Genomic DNA, 16,240 nt, shown 5'->3' with positions numbered 1-16,240 from the left:
CGGCGGTGGGCAGGGCCGGCCGGCCTGTCAGGCGACGTCCGCGGTGCGCGTGGTCTCGGCCGCCCGTACGGCGTCCGCCGGCGCCTGGGTGGGAGTCGTCCACTGGCCGTAGGCCCACACCAGCAGACCGGCCAGCGGCAGCGCCGTCCCGAAGACACAGACACCGGTCCAGCCGTGGGCGGTGTGCAGCACACCGGCGACCGCGGATGAAGTGGCACCGCCGACGAAGACGGAGGTCATGAAGACGGTGTTGATGCGGGCCCGGGCATCGCCGCGCAGGGCGTAGATCTCGGCCTGGCTCAGCACCTGGTGGCACTGCACGGCGAAGTCCAGCAGGACGGCGGCAAGGGCGAGCAGCGGCACGCTGCCGTGGCCGACGGCGGCGAGCACGAAGGCGGACGAGGCTAGCAGCAGCGCGGCGCCGCTGGCGGAGCGGCCGCGCCCACGGTCGGCGATCCGGCCGGCGACCGGCGCGGCGGCCGCACCTCCGGCACCGACCAGTGCGAACAGGGCGATCTGGACCTGGCCGAAGTGGTGCTCGTCGATGAGCTCGTAGGCGATGGCCGTCCAGAACGTAGTGAAAGCGCCGAACATCGTCGCTTGGCACACCGCACGGCGACGCAGCACCGGCTCGCGCCGCACCAGCCCTCCCAGGCTGGCCATCAGCGTGAAGTAGCCAGCCGTGTGGCCAGGTGCCCGCCGCGGCAGCATCCGGCGCAGGACGACGGCGAGGGCGAGCATCAGGACTGCGGAGATCACGTAGATCGCGCGCCAGCCGAGCAGGTCGGCGACCAGGCTCGCCACCGTCCGCGCGAGCAGGATGCCGGTCAGCAGACCGCTCATGACCCGGCCGACGGCCTTGCCGCGCTGCTCGGGCGGAGCCAGGTGGGCCGCCATCGGCACGAGGACCTGCGCGACCACGGACGTGGTCCCCACCAGCACCGAGACTGCGAGGAACATCCCGAACACCGGGCTCGCCGCGGCGAGCAGCAGGGCGGTCGCCGTCACGAGCAGCGTCCGCGTCGCGAGTCTGCGGTTCTCGACGAGGTCGCCGAGCGGCAGGACGAACAGCAGGCCCAGGGCGTACCCGGCCTGGGTCAGCGTCACCACGGTCGTTGCCGCGCCCTGGCCGACGCCGAAGGAGCGGGCGACGAGGTCGAGCAACGGCTGCGCGTAGTAGAGATTGGCCACGGTCAGCCCGCAGGCCACCGCCAGCACCAGGGTCAGTGCGGGATTCATCCGCTGCGGTGCGGCCGACTCGGGCACACCCACCAGCTGACTCATGTCTGTTCACCTTCCGGACGTCGTTCCGGGGACAACGCTAGGAAGGCGGCGGCGGGCGAAGAAGGGCGTGCTGCACCCCCGCTGGGAGAGGGTGCAGCACACCCAGGCTCGCCGACCCGCCCGGCGGTACCGTTGCCGGTATGACGAGGGCAAACGAGCTCGGCAACTTCCTTCGCGCCCGTCGCGACCTGGTCTCACCGGAGCGGGCGGGCCTGGTGTCACACACCTCGCGCCGGGTCAAGGGCCTGCGCCGGGAGGAGGTCGCGCTGCTCGCCGGAGTCAGCACCGACTACTACACCCGGCTCGAACAGGGCCGCGAGCGCAACCCGTCGGAGCAGGTGCTCGGCACCGTCGCCCGCGCCCTGCAGCTCGACGACGACGGCGCCGCGCACCTGTTCCGGCTGGCCCAGCCCGCGCCGCGAACCGCCGCCGGCCCGGTGGCCACCGTCGGCCCCGAACTGCGGCGGCTGATGGACCACTTCCTCGACCTGCCGGCCGTCATCGTCGGCCCCGCGCTGGACATCCTGGCCGCCAACCACGCCGCCCGGCAGCTCTACAGCGGCTTCGCCCGGACGGACAACCAGCTGCGGATGCTGTTCCTCGACCCCGCCGGCCGCCGGTTCTACCGGGACTGGGACCGCGCCGCCCGCAGCATGGTCAGCAACCTGCGCGCGCAGGCCGCTCCCTTCCCCGACGACCCGCGCATCGCCCAGGTCATCGGCGAACTCTCCCTGCGCAGCCCGGCCTTCGCCGACCTGTGGGCCCGGTACGACGTACGGCCCTGCACCAGCGACGACAAGCCGCTGTGGCACCCGCGGGTCGGCGAGATGTACCTGCACTACGAGTCGTTCACCGTCACCAGCGCCCCCGGCCAGCGGTTGCTGGTCTACTCCGCCGAGCCCGGCACCCCAAGCGCCGACGCCCTCGTCCTGCTGCGCACCCTCGCCGACGACCCCCGCCCCAGTCGGCCGACCCGAACCGTGTCCAACACCAAGGGGAAACTCCAGGTGTAGGGGCGTCCTTCTGCTGCCCCCCTTCCTCGGTACCGCCGTGCTGGCCACGCTCGTCCGATGATCTCGTTCTTGTTCCTCGTTCATCACGCAGGCTGACACACCCGACGGGCGACTCCTGCCAGCCGATCGACCGCCCCGCACGGCCGGACAGGACGAGCTCACCCACCGGTCCCCGATCGACTCCCAGGCATCAGATCCGGCCCCCGACAGCCCCTCCCCCGCCACTCGTCATGCCTCCACGGCGGTCATGCGGCCGACGGCCCTGATGACCTGCCGCCGGGGAGCCAGGCGGGCGAGGAAGGCCATGACACGGTTCATGCGCCCGGCGATGACGCTCGGCGGCGGGTTCCTGCGGTCCAGCGCGGCCAGCGCGGTACGAACCACGTCGGCGGGCGCGGCGAGCCTCGTGCCCCCGGCGGCCCGGTCGGTGCCGACGACCTCGAAGAACTCGGTCCGGGTCGCGCCCGGGGACAGCGCCAGCACCCGCAGCCCGGTGCCGCGCGACTCCTCCCACAGCGCTTCCGTGAGGCTCAGCACGAACGCCTTGGTCGCGCCGTAGAGCGCCATCCGTGGGTTGGGCTGGTAGGCGGCCATGCTCGCCACGTTGACCAGGCCCCCCCAGACCGCTCCACTGCCGCCGGACCTGGTCCGGCGCCCGGTGGTGGCACCGGAGGTCCACTGGACGTGGTCGCTGGTCCGGCGTGCCGACGAGGTGCGCCCGGCGGTGCTCGCGGTGGTCGACGCGCTCGACGGTGTCGGGGACCTCGGCCTGCACGGCCCGCAGGCGTGGCTGCCCGCCGGGGACCCCTACCGGCGCTGAGGCGCTGACCAAGTCTGGAAGGCCGCGCCTTCCAGCAGGGAGGAAGCCCGTCCCGGCGCCGGGCCGCTTCGGCGTTGCCATGCATATGGCGGCCTGCCTACCGTCGAGGAGTCGACCGGCGGCCCGGATCGCGGTCGGTCAGGGCTTCCAGTGCAGCGAACACGTCCTTCACGCGGCCACCTCGGTGCGCTCGACCAGGACGCCGTTCTCGAACCGGGCTCCCGCACGGACAAGAGGCATCAGGCGGGCGCCGGTGATCGCACGCCATCGCGCCTGGGCGGATTCGACGAGCTTGAACACCATCGTGAGGACCGCGGCCGGGTCACCGGCCCCGCGGGTGACCTTGGTGCGGAGCTTGACCGTGGAGAACGTCGACTCGATCGGATTCGTGGTCCGCAGGTGAACCCAGTGATCGGCCGGGAAACCGTAGAACGCCAGCAGTTCCTCCTGGTCGTCGGTGATCTTCGCGACGGCCTTGGGCCACTTGGCACCGTAGGTGCGGGCGAACGCATCGATCGCCTTCTCGGCGTTCGCGCGGTCCTCCGCGTTGTAGATCTCCTGAATCGCCTTCGTCGCGCCCGGTTGTGCGGACTTCGGCAGGCAGTTCGCGACGTTCCGGGCCTTGTGAACCCAGCAACGCTGATGGCGGGCGGCCGGGAAGACCTCGGCGAGTGCCTTCCACAGGCCCATCGCGCCGTCGCCGATGACGAGTTCGGGGTCTCGCATGCCGCGTCGGCGGCAGTCGCGCAGCAGGTCGGCCCAGGACTCGGTGGACTCCCGCAACCCCTCGGCCAGGGCGATCAGTTCCTTGGTGCCGTCCAGGCGGACGCCGAGCAGGACCAGGACGCACGAGTGCGCCGGGCCGAGCCGGACCTTGGGGTGGACCCCGTCGGCCCATACGTAGACGAAGTCGCGGTCGGACAGATCCCGCTCCTGGAAGCCGGCGTGGTCGTCGCTCCACTGCTTCGTCAGCCGGGTGACGATCGCGGGCGACAGGCCGGCCGTGCCGCCGAGGAACTGCTCCAGTGCGGGAACGAAGTCCCCTGACGACAGTCCGTGCAGGTAGAGCAGCGGCAGGACCTCCGAGATCCTCGGCGACTTGCGGCACCACGGCGCGAGGATCTTGGCGGAGAACCGCTTGCGCTCGCCGGTCTCGTCGTCGGCGCGGCGGTCGTTCACGCGGGGCGCGGTGACCTCGACCGGGCCGGCCGCGGTGACCACCGTACGGGGCCGGTGGTGACCGTTGCGGACCACCAGACGCCGTCCATGCTCGTCGGTCTCGGCCGCCAACTCGGCTATGTACTGATTGACTTCCGCCTCCAGCGCGGCAGCCAGCATCCGGCGGGCGCCCTCGCGGACGATCTCGTCGATCAGGTGACCGGACTGGGCGGAGCCGTCATCGGTGACTACGCCGAGCACGGGCGCACCTTCCCGAGCCGCGCTGCAACGCGGGCCTACTCGGAGACCATCACGGATCACTCGGGAAGGTACGCCCTCCGCGTCCCTCCCCGCACCGATCCACAAGTCCTGAGCATTGCTCGGCGGCTCGATGGCGGGGCGCGAAACCGGCACCGGCGGTTCGGCCGACTGCTGCCGCATCTGGATGCGCTGCCAGGCCGACTGCCAGCGTGCGAGTTCCTCGGCGGACGCGCCGAAGGCAGTGACCAGCGCCAGCACCCGTTCCAGGGGCGGGAGACGACTCCGCTGATGGCTCAGGTCTCCCGAGAGAGTGCTGCGTGGAAGGCCGGTGCGGCGCTCGAGTTCGCGCAGCGACGGGCTGCCCGACCATGCCTTGAACGCCTGGAGCCGGCGAACGAACTCCTGCGGTGTGGCCGTTTCGCCCGAATCGGGCATCGTGGCTGAAACCTGCTGCGATAGCCGGTCTGGATCCCCGTGTTGCCCGGTCATGTGTCCCCCTCTGAGGGATCGGCTCGATCGGCCGATCCGGCGTGTGCCGGGGACCATCCTGGCCAACACCAACTGAGCGCTCCATGGCGTTTGCTTGGCGTTCTATGGACGCTCTGCTGTCAGGGACCCGCCAGGGTTGCAGGCTGGGAGTCGCCGACGGGGGTACGCGTCCGGGGCGCCGGGCCGCTCCTGCCGTCGTCACTCCCGCAGGGTGACCACCGTTCAGAGTCCGGCGTGAGGCAGCCGCGCTACGGCGTCTCGGGCCGGTCCAGTACCAGCTCGGCGGCTTTCCCCAGGCGCGTGACCTGTACCAGGAGGCGCTGGGGCTGCTCCAGGGCCTCGGCGACACCTTCGGCCAGGCCGAGGTCGCACACTCTGCTCGGCGACGCCCTGCTGGCCTTGGACGCTCCGGCGAGCGCTCTCCAGCACTACCGGGCCGCGATCGAGTACCTCCCGCACACCGGTGAGCGGTACGACCTCGGCCGCATCCACTTAGCGGGTCGACCGGAGTTGCTCCCGCCGTGGCGGTGCCGGGCCGTGCTCAGTTGAGTGGATCGCACACCGGGGTAGCGGTCATGGCCGCGAACAGGCAGCCGGACAGCTTCTTGCCGGGGCCCGGGTAGATCGAGAGCCACTGGGAGCCGAGGGGCGCCGGTCCTTCGAGCCAGCTCCCGCCGGTTGAGTCGAAGACGCCGAAGGAGCAACCGCCGTTGTCGGCGAGCGGCCGGATGGCCAGGTAGCCGTTCATGTATTCCGCCAGCACTGAGCAGCTGCCGTTGGTGATCGTCGTGCCGCCTGTCGTTGCAGCCTGGGCCGAGGATGTGGCGCCCGAGCCGAGCGTGGCTGCTGCGAGCGCGACGGCCACTGCGCGTCCGGCAGTTGTGGTGAATCGCACGGTACTCCTCCAGTGACGAGGTCCGGACCCGGACTCGACGCCGGGGTGGGGATCGAGTCTCGGGCGTACTTCGATGGCGTCATCGTCCGGGCAGAGCCGGATGGTTGGGTTCGCGTCATGCCCTCGCGGCAGTCGAGCGGCGGGAGCGGACCCGCGAGGGCCCGCGCCCGCCTCACTCACCGCACCTTGCTCAGTTGATCGGGCCGCATGCCCAGGTGTTGTTGTTGGCCGTGTCGATCAGGCACGCTTCCAGGCTCTGGCCCGGACCGTCGTAGAACCACCCTTGCGCGTTGGAGCTGCCGCTCGCGCCGCTGCCCTCCCAGCTCCAGGTGTTCCGGTTGAAGACACCGAACAGGCAGTGGCCGGGGTTCTGGGTCGGGATGATCTCCATGTAGTCGTGGTAGTCGCCCCCGAGGGTGATGTCCTCCACCGCCGCACAGCCACCGGTACCGAACGCCCAGCTGCCCTCGGCGGCCTGGGCCGAGCTCGCGGTCCCTATCCCGATCCCGGCCACCGCCACCGCGGCGATCACGGCAGCCGCGGCGCGCTTCCTGGTCTTGGTGAATCGCATGGAACTCCTCCAGTGAGTCGGTTCCGCCCCGGAGTCGGCACCGGGGCACACCCCGAACCTCAGCAACCGGCGGAACGCGAAACAACTGGTCGAGCACCGTCCCGGACGCTCCCGGACGCTCCAGGACGTCGTCGGACGCCCCCTGGCCCGGTCCGCCGCTGTCATCGGCGACGAGGGCTGCAGTGGGACTGCCACTGGGGGAGCAACCAACAGTGGCACCTCGCGTACCCCGACGGCGTCGGCCCCGTCACGGAGTTCGCCTCCGGCTCATACACCTGCCCGCCGAGCCGGACCGCCACGAGAAGCGCCTCGCCAGGCTGCGGGCCACCCGCGCCGAGATCGGGACCGAAGCCGCCGACAAGGCCCGCACACACGCCGAGGACAAGGACCGCCGCCGCCAGCAGCGCGCGGGCACCAGCGACGAGCAGGCCGTCGCCGACGCGGGCGAGAAAGCCGCCAGGACGGCACAGCCGAAGCCCAAGGCCCAGGCCAACTTCACCGACCCCACTCGCGGATCATGAAGAACAACGACGGCTCCTACATCCAGGCCTACAACGCCCAGGCCGCCGACCCGGGACACCGCCGCCTGGCAGTAGGACGGCGTCCCGGGCCACAGCCTCATCTGTCCCGGCGACTCACCGAAGTCACCAAAGTCACCGATCAAGGTCCCGCGCTTCATCCCCGACAACGAACTGGACCGGCTGATGCCGGTGCCCGGACCGGACGTGCGAGCATGACCGGATGACTGCAAGTTCCCATGTGCCGCACGAGCTGCACCGGGTGGCGACACCGGTTCTGGAGATCGCCTACCGCCGGACTGGCGGGCGCCGCCGGAAGGCCGACACCCCGGTGATCCTGCTGCACGGCTTTCCCTACGACGTCCGGGCCTACGACGAGGTGGCGCGGCTGCTCGCCGGCGCCGGCCGGCAGGTGCTGACGCCGTACCTGCGCGGTTACGGGCCGACCAGGTTCCTGGCCGAGGACACCCCGCGCAGCGGCCAGCAGGCCGCGCTCGCGCAGGATTTGGTCGAGTTCATGGACGCGCTGGGGATCCGGCGGGCCGTGGTCGCCGGCTACGACTGGGGCGGGCGCGCGGCCTGCGCAGCGGCGGCGCTGTGGCCGGAGCGGATTCACGGCCTGGTCACGGCGGGCGGCTACACCGTCCAGGACATCGCCCGCGCGATGGAGCCCGCCGCACCGGAGGCGGAGCACAGATATTGGTACCAGCACTACTTCCACTCGGAGCGCGGCCGCAGAGGTCTGGAACAAAACCGCGAGGAGCTGTGCAAGCTGCTCTGGCGGCTGTGGTCGCCGACCTGGCCGGAGGCCGAGCAGGCCTTCGCCGCCTCCGCGCCCAGCCTGCACAACCCGGACTTCGTGGACGTGGCGATCCACTCCTACCGGCACCGCTACGGCCTGGTGGCGGGTGATCCGCGCTACCAGGCCCTGGAGGACCGGTTGGCCGAGCTGCCGCCGGTGACCGTTCCAACCGTGGTGCTGGTGGGCGAGGAGAACGGCGTGATCCCGGCCGCCGACCAGACCGGCACCGAGCACTTCACCGGTTCGTGCGAGGTGCGCACCCTGCCCGGGGTGGGCCACAACGTGCCGCAGGAGGCCCCGGCGGCGTTCGCCGCGGCGATTCTGGAGCTGCCCCTCTAGCCGGTGCTCGGACGGTGGGTCAGGAGAGCAGCGCCGAGCCGAAGGTGTCGTTCGGTGCCTTGACGCCAGGCAGGGCGAAGAAGGACGAGATGCACCCGGCATACCCGGTGCCTCCGGCCGGCAGCCGACCGGAGGTCAGCCATGGTGCACTCCTCGGGCGAGCCGGGCCGAGCACGGCGTGGACACGTTCGTCTTCCGTGACGGCCTGATCCAGGCCCAGACCGTCCGTTACAGGCTCACGCCGAACTCCTGAGCCCGCCGGGGCGGCGTTGCCCATGCAACAGGCTCGACGCCGTTGCCGGCCAGGGTCCACGGCAGCTCGCGCAGCCACAGCGGATTGCCCCGCGTCACCCGGCGCAGGCGGCGGCGCACCCCGGACCGGCTTCCCGCCCCAGGCCCGGTGAGCGAGCCCGGTCACCTCGCCTGCGGGTCGGTGACCTGGCCGAGGAAGACCGACCGGCCTGAGGTGGTGTCCCGGATCAGGAACAGGAACGGCCGGTCGATGCGGAGTTGGACGGCCTTCGTCGGGGCCCCGGCGCCCGGCACCATGACGACGCCGCTGCCGGCCGCGGCCACCGTGCCGTCCTCGTCCACCTGGATGGTGGCCTTCTGCACCACAGCGCCGACCTTGAGCCGCTCGGACGTCCCGGGCCCGAGGAGGCCGGTGAAGTCGGCGCGGTTGTCGAAGGCCGCATGGACGCCGAGCACGTGGAGAGCGGGGACGAGGTCGTTGGACGTGTCGAAGTGGAACTTCGGCAGGGTGAGGTCGATTTGCCGGTCGCCGAGCCCGCCGAGGATCCGGTCGAGCTGGGCCTGGTCCAGCGCCTTACTGAAGGCGGCGAAGCCGCCCTGCGCTGGCACGATCAGATCCATCGCCAACCCGCCATCCGTGTACGGGAGTTCAACGGCTTGCCAGGGCTCGCCGAGGATGCCGCCGGAGCCTTCGGCGTAGCGGAAGGTGCTGTTCTGCCTCATCGTGCTGACCGCGGGGGTGGAGCCGTCGAGGCGGTGGAACGGCTGGTCCGAGGTGTGCGCGTGCTTGAACGGGGAGGCCCACTTCGCCTTGAGGTAGAGGGCGTCGGTGAGCGCCAGCCGGGTGTCCTTGGTGATCTGCTTCTCGTTGAAGAGGTCCTTGATCCGGCCGTCGGTGGCCTTCTCCACAGCCTGATTGACCTTCCTGCGGGAGCCGTCCGGGTCCTTCTTGAAGTCGGTGGTGTGCACGCCGGTGTCGAAGGCGGCGGCGAGGGTGGCGAGGTACGCCTGGGCGAGCGGGAAGCCCTGCTGGGCCCAGAGGTCGTCGGCCTGGCGCAGGGTGAGCCCGTCGGTGGGCGGGATGCGGCGGTCCAGTGCGCCGGCGGCCAGCGCGTACTGCTGCGGGGTGAGGCCGGTGTGCAGGGCCTTGGCGAGTTCGTCGGCGGTGGCACCGCGGGCGCCGGGCAGCACCATGGCGAGCGCGGCGGCCAGGCCTGACGGGGAGAGGACGAGGTTGCGGCTCGCGCCGTCGGGCGTACCGGCGAGGGCGTGCAGGAGGTCCAGGCCGAAGGCGCTGGTGGCGGAGGAGACCGCGGTGACCTGTGCGGGGTCGACCGGAGTCAAGGTGGCGGGCGCGGAGGCCCGGACCACCACGGGGGCGGCGCCGCTGCCACCGCAGCCGGTGAGCAGCGGAGCGGCGAGCGTGGCGCTGAGGAGCAGGGCCGCGCCGCGGCGGTTTCCGGAACTGCGGTTCGTCATGGCCCTTCGACGTGACGGGGGCGGCGACGGTTCCCCGCTCTCCGGTTCCGGTCACCGCCACGGCCGCCCGCCCGTTGACAGCCCCGCCCGCCGGCGCGACGCCCTGTTGCGAGCCCGTGACAGCCACCGCACCGTTCCAGGACGCCCTGCGGGAAAGCTCCATCCGTCGTGTCCGTGACCTCACCTGGAACCCGGACGGCAGCAGGGCCGCCTTCGTTGACGGCGACCTGGCGTCACCACGCGGGCGAGCTGCGCGGCTCGGACAGCACCACCCGTCCACGCCATGGCCCATCGCTCCAGTCCGGCAAAACCCATCACCTTGAAGTGCCGAGGTCAGTAACGGCCCCTCCGCTCACGGGTGAGAGGAGGGGCCGCCCCTTGTCCCGCACCGTCTACGGCAGGCCGGCGCGGTTCGCCAGCACGCGCAGCGCATCGTCCAGCGACTTCCGCCGGCTTCTGGACGCAATCCGTACGTGCGCCGGCCGTGGGCGCATCGCGGCTCCGGGGTCGGCGGCGGGGCCGGGTCCGAATCGGGTGCCGGTGGTACCGGATTCGGAGGGAGCGGTTCGGGGACAGGTTCGCCCCGCCGAGTCCTGGACCGGTCCGCGCGCCGCGCGCCCTGCTGGCGGCCGGCTCCGGTCACTGCAGGGCCCGGTCGTACGTCCGCCTCCTCCCGCACGACCGCCTTGTTCAGGTGCAGGTCACTGTGCGGTGGAAACGCCGTCATCTGCTGTCGGCGCGCCGCTACTTACTACCAGTCAGGCCCCAAGCGCCCAGCGCACGTACCGCGTCTTCGGCACGAAGCCAGCCCCCTCGAAGACTCCGAACGCCCCGGAGGGGCTCGCCGCGTCCATGCTCAGGATGTGGCTACCTCCCGGTGTTCACCGCCCGTGCCAGACGGTGAACCGCGCCCATGACCGTCTCCCAGCACGGTCGGACCTGGACGATTCCTCCCGATGTGATCAGTGGTCATGGGCGATCCGCGAGCAAGTGATCGGGGAGTCTTGGTTGTTGTGCCAGACGACGGCGACGTTCGACCTCGCGGCATCACGGTGAAGCCGTCCGGGAAACGCGGCCGCTGCCGACCGCACTGCGGCCCGTCAACCTCCGATCAGTACAGCCGGTAGCCGGCGCACCCCGACGGCAGGTAGGCAGACGGCAGACGGCGCGCCCGAAAACCTCGCACCGGACGCACCGTCATTTTCGGCAAATCTGGCGGTCGTTCCAAGCGCAAGGACGTTTCGAACTCCCGCTGCCCCCTGGACGGGCTGCTCAGGACACGTCCGGGCGCTCTAGCGACCGACCGAAGGAGTCGAAGGAGGCGCGGCGGAGCAGCAGTTACACCGATCCGACGTACTCCGTTCAAGCTCTGATTACCCCATCATGGAACGGTGTCCGGCGCGCCTACGCGCGTAGCACCGTCCTCTGTCACCCCACAGCACGAGGAGTCTGACTCATGCTCAGATCGAGATGCGCCACCCGCCCGCTCGCCCTGACCGCCGCCGCTCTGGCAGCGATCGCGGGCGCGACCGCCACACCCCACCGCGCTGCGGCGGCGACGCCGGCCGCAGCGACCACGCAGCACCGGATCCTGTTCGACAACAGCAAGGCGGAGACCGCCGGCAACGCGGACTGGATCATCAGCACCAGCCAGCCGGACCCGCTCGGGCAGAACGCCAACCCGCAGTCCGAGACCGACTGGACGGGGGCCATCTCCAGCTGGGGCGTGGCCCTCCAGAAGACCGGCCAGTACAGCCTGAAGACCCTGCCGAGCGGTTCCACCATCACCTACGGCACCGGTGGCGCGCTGGACCTCGCCAACTTCGACGAGTTCGTCCTGCCCGAGCCGAACATCCGGCTGAGCGACGCGGAGAAGACCGCGGTGATGAAGTTCGTCCAGAACGGCGGCGGTCTCTTCCTGATCTCCGACCACACCGTCAGCGACCGCAACAACGACGGCTGGGACTCCCCGGCGATCATCAACGACCTGATGACCACCAACTCGGTCGACAGCAACGACCCGTTCGGGCTCTCGGTCGACCTGCTCAACATCCAGACCGACAACCCGACCGCGATCAACGACGCCACCGACCCCGTCCTGCACGGGCCCTTCGGCACCGTCACCGGCAGCATCATCCGCAACGGCACCACCTTCACCCTCAAGCCGGCCGACAACCCCTCGGTCAAGGGCATCGTCTACCGCACCGGCTACTCCGGCACCACCGGCGCCGCCTTCGCGACCAGCACCTTCGGCAAGGGCCGGGTCGCCATCTGGGGTGACAGCTCGCCCATCGACGACGGCACCGGCACGGCCGGGAACACCCTCTACGACGGCTGGAACGACCCGGCCGGCACCGACGCCGCGCTCGCCCTGAACGCCAGCGCCTGGCTCGCCTCGGGCAGCGGCGGCACCACGACCGGCAGCGTCAGCCTCATCAACCCCGGTGCCCGGACGGCCACCGCCGGCACCGCCACCAGCCTCCAGCTCTCCGCCACCGACACCGCCGGGGGCAGCCTGAGCTACACCGCGTCCGGCCTCCCCTCCGGCCTGAGCCTCAACTCCTCGACCGGGCTGATCAGCGGCACCCCGACCACCGCCGGGACCTACTCCGTGACGGCCACCGCGACCGACTCCACCGGTCCGTCGTCCTCCACCACCTTCACCTGGACCGTTCAGCCCTCCGGCGGCAGCGGCTGCACCGCGGCCCAGCTGCTCACCAACCCGGGCTTCGAGGCCGGTTCGACGGCCGGCTGGACGGAGACCAGCACCGGCGGCAGCGGCACCATCAACAGCAGCTCCAGCGAGCCGCCGCGCTCCGGTACGTACGACGCCTGGCTGGACGGATACGGCAGCACCAACACCGACACGCTCGCCCAGACTGTGACCCTGCCGGCCGGCTGCACCAGCTACAACTTCAGCTTCTGGCTGCACGTTGACACCGCCGAGCCCGGCACCGCCGCGTACGACAAGCTGACGGTGACCGCGAACGGCACCACCCTGGCGACCTACTCCAACGTCAACGCGGCCGCCGGCTACCAGCAGCACAGCTTCGACCTGGCCGCCTACGCCGGCCAGACGGTGACCCTCAAGTTCAGCGGCGCCGAAGACTACACCAAGCAGACCTCCTTCGTCCTCGACGACACCGCGGTCAACGTGTCGTGACCGAGCGCCGGTTGCCCTCCGCGCCGGAGGGCAACCGGCGTTCGCGATCGGACCGCCCACGGCAGCAAGCGCATCCGGCACGCGTCGGTCGGTGGGCTGACCGTCTGCTACGACGTGCTCGCCGCCCCGGGCGGTTCGGATCAGCGCCTGATCGCGCTCACCCCTACCAACGCCGCGGCCGGACAGGCCCTGCGCACGCTGGTGGCCGGCCGGGCCAACTCCCTTGCCCGCCCCGGCGTCCACGCCATCGCGGTCTGACGCTCCAGACGGCAGTTCACCGCACCACCGGCTGGCCGTCACCCGTCAGCGCGGGCGCACCCATGGGACTCGGCCACGAAGGATCGGTTCCGGGAAACCTGGAGACCCTGCGGAAGGAGGGAGATACGCTGCCCCGGACGCCGATCAAGGTGGCGTCTTCGTCGACGGTCCGAGTTGTGTTGGGGTGTGTGGTTCGTGTTGGTTTCCGGCAGGGTTCTGAGGTTCGACGACGTCCGCGGGTACGGTTTCATCGCATCCGACTTGGGTGGTGAGGACGTCTTCATGCACGCGAACGACCTGACGGAGGAGAAGTACCTGTTCCGTTCCGGCGTGCGGGTCGAGTTCGAACTCCAGGACGGCGATCGCGGCCCGGTCGCGTCTCAGGTCCGGCTGCTCGACTCCGCCGGATCTGACGGCTCGGCAGCGAGGCCGGCACCACAGCGGCGACTGCTCCGCTCGGGCGACCTCGCGAACGGCGGCGTGAGCGCAGACGCGAGCTGCGGCGCGAGCGATGCGCTGCCGACCGCCGACTTCCGGCAGCAGCTGACCGAACTCCTCCTCAAGGAAGTGCCGACACTGACCTCCGCCCAGATCCTTCAGATCCGGGAAGCCGTCATCGCGTCCGCGCAGTCACGCGGCTGGGTCGCAGCCTGACTCATCGCCCCTGCCGGATGGCCGATGCCCTCGCCGGTCCGAATCGCACCCAGATGAGCGTCGAGTCCGCCCGAGCCGGCCCCCGGCCGGTATCAGGCGGACTCGATCCGCTCGACGATCAGCTCCCGCAGTTCTCCGGTTCTCGGCAGGTGGAGTCCGGGGCCGGCGGCGGCCTTGGCATCCGGTTCTTCCGGATGGGCGCCGGCCGCGAACGGGGGGAGACCGCTGGGCCGGATCGCACGCCAGGAGCTCCTGGGTGCCTGCCCCGGTCCGCCGCTCCGCCTCCCTGACGAGACAGAGGAGTTGGCGCCTCACACACGCCCACGAGCCGCCCCGGCGCATCGGTTGGACGGGCGCGTCACACCCACCGGAGCCAACCAGTCCTGCCGGACGGTGATTCGGGCTACCACCGAGAGGGCCGGTCAACCCAGAAGTAGTGGCCCTTCTCCAGATCGTCGACGAGCCCGGGACCGGTCGGCCGCCACCCCAGCAGCTCACGGGTCAGCGCGCTCGAAGCCGGGCTGTCCACCGCGACGAGGCTGGCCAGCCAGCCGAAGTGCTCGCCCGCGTCCTCGTGGGAGACGGCGGCCACCGGGAGGTCGAGCTGCCGGCCGATCACCTCGGCGACGGCACGGATCGGCACGCCCTCGTCGGCGACCGCGTGCAGCATCGATCCCGCCGGAGCCGTCTCCAGCGCCAGCCGGAAGAGGTGCGCGGCATCGGTCTGGTGCACCGTCGGCCAGCGGTTGGACCCGTCACCGAGGTAGCCGGAAACGCCCTTGTCGCGAGCGATCGCGACCAGGGTCGCCATGAAGGCGTGATCTCCCTCGCCGTGCACCGTCGGGGGGAGCCGCACGACGGACGAGCGGACGCCGCGGGAAGCGAGGGCGAGCGTCGCCCGGGCATTGGCCATTCGAGTCTCCGCACCGCTGATCAGGGACGCCGCCGCCCCGGAGTCGGGACCGAGCCCGTCGGCTTCGGTCACCACCTGCCCCGGTGCGAGCCCGATCATCCCGGAGGCGATGACGAACGGTCGATCAGATCCCGCGAACACCTCTCCGAACGCCTCGATGGCGCGGCGATCCGCATCGGCAGCGCCCTGGAAGTCCCCCGAGAAGGCGATGTCGTGCTTGAACGCGAGGTGGATCACACCATCCGACGCGGCAGCCGCACTCCGCAAGCTGTCGAGATCGTCAAGAGTGCCGCGGTGCACCTCGGCCCCGGCCTCGGTGAGGGCGGCGGCCGAGGCGTCCGAGCGGGCGAGTCCGACAACCTGATGGCCCGCGCCGATGAGCTCGGGAACGACGGCGGAGCCGATCCAGCCGGACGCTCCGGTGACAAAAACACGCATGAGAAGACCTCCAGGTGAGTTCTGGATCCCTGCAACAGGCATGCGCGACGACAGGTCGCGATGTCAGGGACTGTCATCGCTCACAGCGTAGCTCCGATGTCAGTCGCTGTCATCAGCTAGGATTCAGCACATGGGTCGATGGGAGCCAAACGCGCGCGGCCGGCTCGAACAGGCGGCACTGGAGCTCTACATCGAGCGCGGGTACGAGCAGACCACGGTGGCGGAGATCGCCAAACGGGCCGGGCTGACGGAGCGGACGTTCTTCCGGCACTACGCCGACAAGCGCGAGGTCCTGTTCGCGGGCGCGGGCGCACTGCAGGAGCTCTTCGTGAGCGCCGTCGCCGGGGCACCTGGTTCCGCGGCGCCGATCGAGGCGGTGGGCGCGGCCCTCGAGGCCGCCGCCGTCGTGCTCCAGGAGCGCCGTGACAGCGCTCGGCGGCGTCAGACCGTCATCGCCGCGAACGCGGAGCTCCGAGAACGGGAACTGATCAAGCTCGCGTCGCTGTCCGCGGCACTCGCCGACGCACTGCGTCAGCGCGGCGTCGCGGACACGGCCGCAGGTCTGGCCGCCGAGGCGGGGATCGCCGTATTCAAGATCGCGTTCGAACGCTGGCTCGACGAAACCGGCCGGCGGAGCCTGGCGCAACTCATCCAGGAGTCACTCGACGAGCTCAGGGACGTGACGGCGGGCCGCCCGTCCGCAGAGCGCTGACCGGCTTCCCCCTCCCCGAGGAGTTCGAACTCCGCACCGCCGATCCGAGCGCTCCGGGGGCAAGGGCTCTTCGGCTCCTGGGACGCCGCTAGGCAGTGTCCTGGCGATCAGTTGAGTCGTTGATACGACTATGGGGTGTAGGAGTGATCTGACGGATGCCCAGTGGGAGCGCCTGGCGCCGCTTCTACCGGTGAGCAATGGGCGTTGTGGCAGGTGGCGGG

At 70.9% G+C, this 16,240-nt stretch carries 13 protein-coding genes and 3 pseudogenes; 9 read left to right on the top strand and 7 right to left on the bottom strand.

Annotated features, from left to right (window positions below):
• Positions 1 to 27 precede the first annotated feature (27 nt).
• The gene (locus ACWDAK_RS04465) at positions 28 to 1,284 is read right to left on the bottom strand and encodes an MFS transporter (RefSeq protein WP_427393068.1); all 1,257 of its coding nucleotides are present in this window, start codon (positions 1,282 to 1,284) and stop codon (positions 28 to 30) included.
• A 140-nt stretch (positions 1,285 to 1,424) separates the two neighbouring features.
• Here ACWDAK_RS04465 and ACWDAK_RS04460 point away from each other — a divergent pair, with 140 nt between their 5' ends.
• Positions 1,425 to 2,297, top strand: a complete 873-nt coding sequence (locus ACWDAK_RS04460; RefSeq protein ID WP_344634491.1) for a helix-turn-helix domain-containing protein — start codon at positions 1,425 to 1,427, stop codon at positions 2,295 to 2,297.
• 228 nt (positions 2,298 to 2,525) lie between these two features.
• On the opposite strand, the gene ACWDAK_RS04455 is transcribed toward ACWDAK_RS04460, so the two are convergent.
• Positions 2,526 to 2,891: an SDR family NAD(P)-dependent oxidoreductase gene (locus ACWDAK_RS04455; RefSeq protein WP_427393067.1), complete on the bottom strand. Its 366-nt coding sequence runs from the start codon at positions 2,889 to 2,891 to the stop codon at positions 2,526 to 2,528.
• A gap of 25 nt (positions 2,892 to 2,916) precedes the next feature.
• On the opposite strand from ACWDAK_RS04455, the pseudogene ACWDAK_RS04450 reads away from it, so the two are divergent.
• Positions 2,917 to 3,117 (top strand): annotated as a pseudogene (locus ACWDAK_RS04450) (LysR family transcriptional regulator); the annotation flags it as partial.
• Positions 3,118 to 3,285: 168 nt separating this feature from the next.
• On the opposite strand, the gene ACWDAK_RS04445 reads toward ACWDAK_RS04450, so the two are convergent.
• Entirely contained in the window at positions 3,286 to 4,536 is a 1,251-nt protein-coding gene (locus tag ACWDAK_RS04445; RefSeq protein WP_427393066.1) for an IS256 family transposase, read from the bottom strand.
• A 789-nt stretch (positions 4,537 to 5,325) separates the two neighbouring features.
• Here ACWDAK_RS04445 and ACWDAK_RS04440 point away from each other — a divergent pair.
• Entirely contained in the window at positions 5,326 to 5,574 is a 249-nt protein-coding gene (locus ACWDAK_RS04440; RefSeq protein WP_427393065.1) for a hypothetical protein, read from the top strand.
• On the opposite strand, the gene ACWDAK_RS04435 is transcribed toward ACWDAK_RS04440, so the two are convergent.
• Complete coding sequence (locus ACWDAK_RS04435; protein WP_427393064.1) at positions 5,567 to 5,920, bottom strand: hypothetical protein; 354 nt, start codon at positions 5,918 to 5,920, stop codon at positions 5,567 to 5,569. The two genes, ACWDAK_RS04440 and ACWDAK_RS04435, sit on opposite strands and share 8 nt — an antisense overlap.
• 190 nt (positions 5,921 to 6,110) lie before the next feature.
• On the bottom strand, positions 6,111 to 6,491 hold the full coding sequence (locus tag ACWDAK_RS04430) for a hypothetical protein (protein ID WP_344634495.1): 381 nt from the start codon (positions 6,489 to 6,491) through the stop codon (positions 6,111 to 6,113).
• Positions 6,492 to 6,763: 272 nt separating this feature from the next.
• Here ACWDAK_RS04430 and ACWDAK_RS04425 point away from each other — a divergent pair.
• Positions 6,764 to 7,056 (top strand): annotated as a pseudogene (locus tag ACWDAK_RS04425) (IS5/IS1182 family transposase); the annotation flags it as partial.
• A gap of 176 nt (positions 7,057 to 7,232) precedes the next feature.
• The gene (locus tag ACWDAK_RS04420; protein WP_427393063.1) at positions 7,233 to 8,150 is read left to right on the top strand and encodes an alpha/beta fold hydrolase; all 918 of its coding nucleotides are present in this window, start codon (positions 7,233 to 7,235) and stop codon (positions 8,148 to 8,150) included.
• Between the two features lie 414 nt (positions 8,151 to 8,564).
• On the opposite strand, the gene ACWDAK_RS04415 is transcribed toward ACWDAK_RS04420, so the two are convergent.
• Complete coding sequence (locus tag ACWDAK_RS04415; RefSeq protein ID WP_427393062.1) at positions 8,565 to 9,881, bottom strand: serpin family protein; 1,317 nt, start codon at positions 9,879 to 9,881, stop codon at positions 8,565 to 8,567.
• Positions 9,882 to 11,337: 1,456 nt separating this feature from the next.
• On the opposite strand from ACWDAK_RS04415, the gene ACWDAK_RS04410 reads away from it, so the two are divergent.
• The 3 genes and pseudogenes from ACWDAK_RS04410 to ACWDAK_RS04400 all read left to right on the top strand — a co-directional run bounded on the left by ACWDAK_RS04410 (position 11,338) and on the right by ACWDAK_RS04400 (position 13,956).
• Positions 11,338 to 13,044 (top strand): putative Ig domain-containing protein, encoded by a 1,707-nt coding sequence (locus ACWDAK_RS04410; RefSeq protein ID WP_344634498.1) that lies wholly within the window; start codon positions 11,338 to 11,340, stop codon positions 13,042 to 13,044.
• Positions 13,045 to 13,101: 57 nt separating this feature from the next.
• A pseudogene (locus ACWDAK_RS04405) lies at positions 13,102 to 13,302 on the top strand (MmyB family transcriptional regulator); the annotation flags it as partial.
• 186 nt (positions 13,303 to 13,488) lie between these two features.
• Positions 13,489 to 13,956, top strand: a complete 468-nt coding sequence (locus ACWDAK_RS04400) for a cold-shock protein (protein WP_427393061.1) — start codon at positions 13,489 to 13,491, stop codon at positions 13,954 to 13,956.
• A 403-nt stretch (positions 13,957 to 14,359) separates the two neighbouring features.
• Here ACWDAK_RS04400 and ACWDAK_RS04395 read toward each other — a convergent pair whose 3' ends face one another.
• Positions 14,360 to 15,307 (bottom strand): SDR family oxidoreductase, encoded by a 948-nt coding sequence (locus ACWDAK_RS04395; protein ID WP_427393060.1) that lies wholly within the window; start codon positions 15,305 to 15,307, stop codon positions 14,360 to 14,362.
• Positions 15,308 to 15,437: 130 nt separating this feature from the next.
• Here ACWDAK_RS04395 and ACWDAK_RS04390 point away from each other — a divergent pair, with 130 nt between their 5' ends.
• Positions 15,438 to 16,019, top strand: coding sequence for a TetR/AcrR family transcriptional regulator (locus ACWDAK_RS04390; protein ID WP_344634501.1), 582 nt, complete (start codon positions 15,438 to 15,440; stop codon positions 16,017 to 16,019).
• Positions 16,020 to 16,240 lie beyond the last annotated feature (221 nt).

The organism is Kitasatospora sp. NPDC001175 (assembly GCF_053598215.1).
Note: the sequence above shows the minus strand (reverse complement) of the source record. Positions and strands in the feature narration are given on the sequence as shown.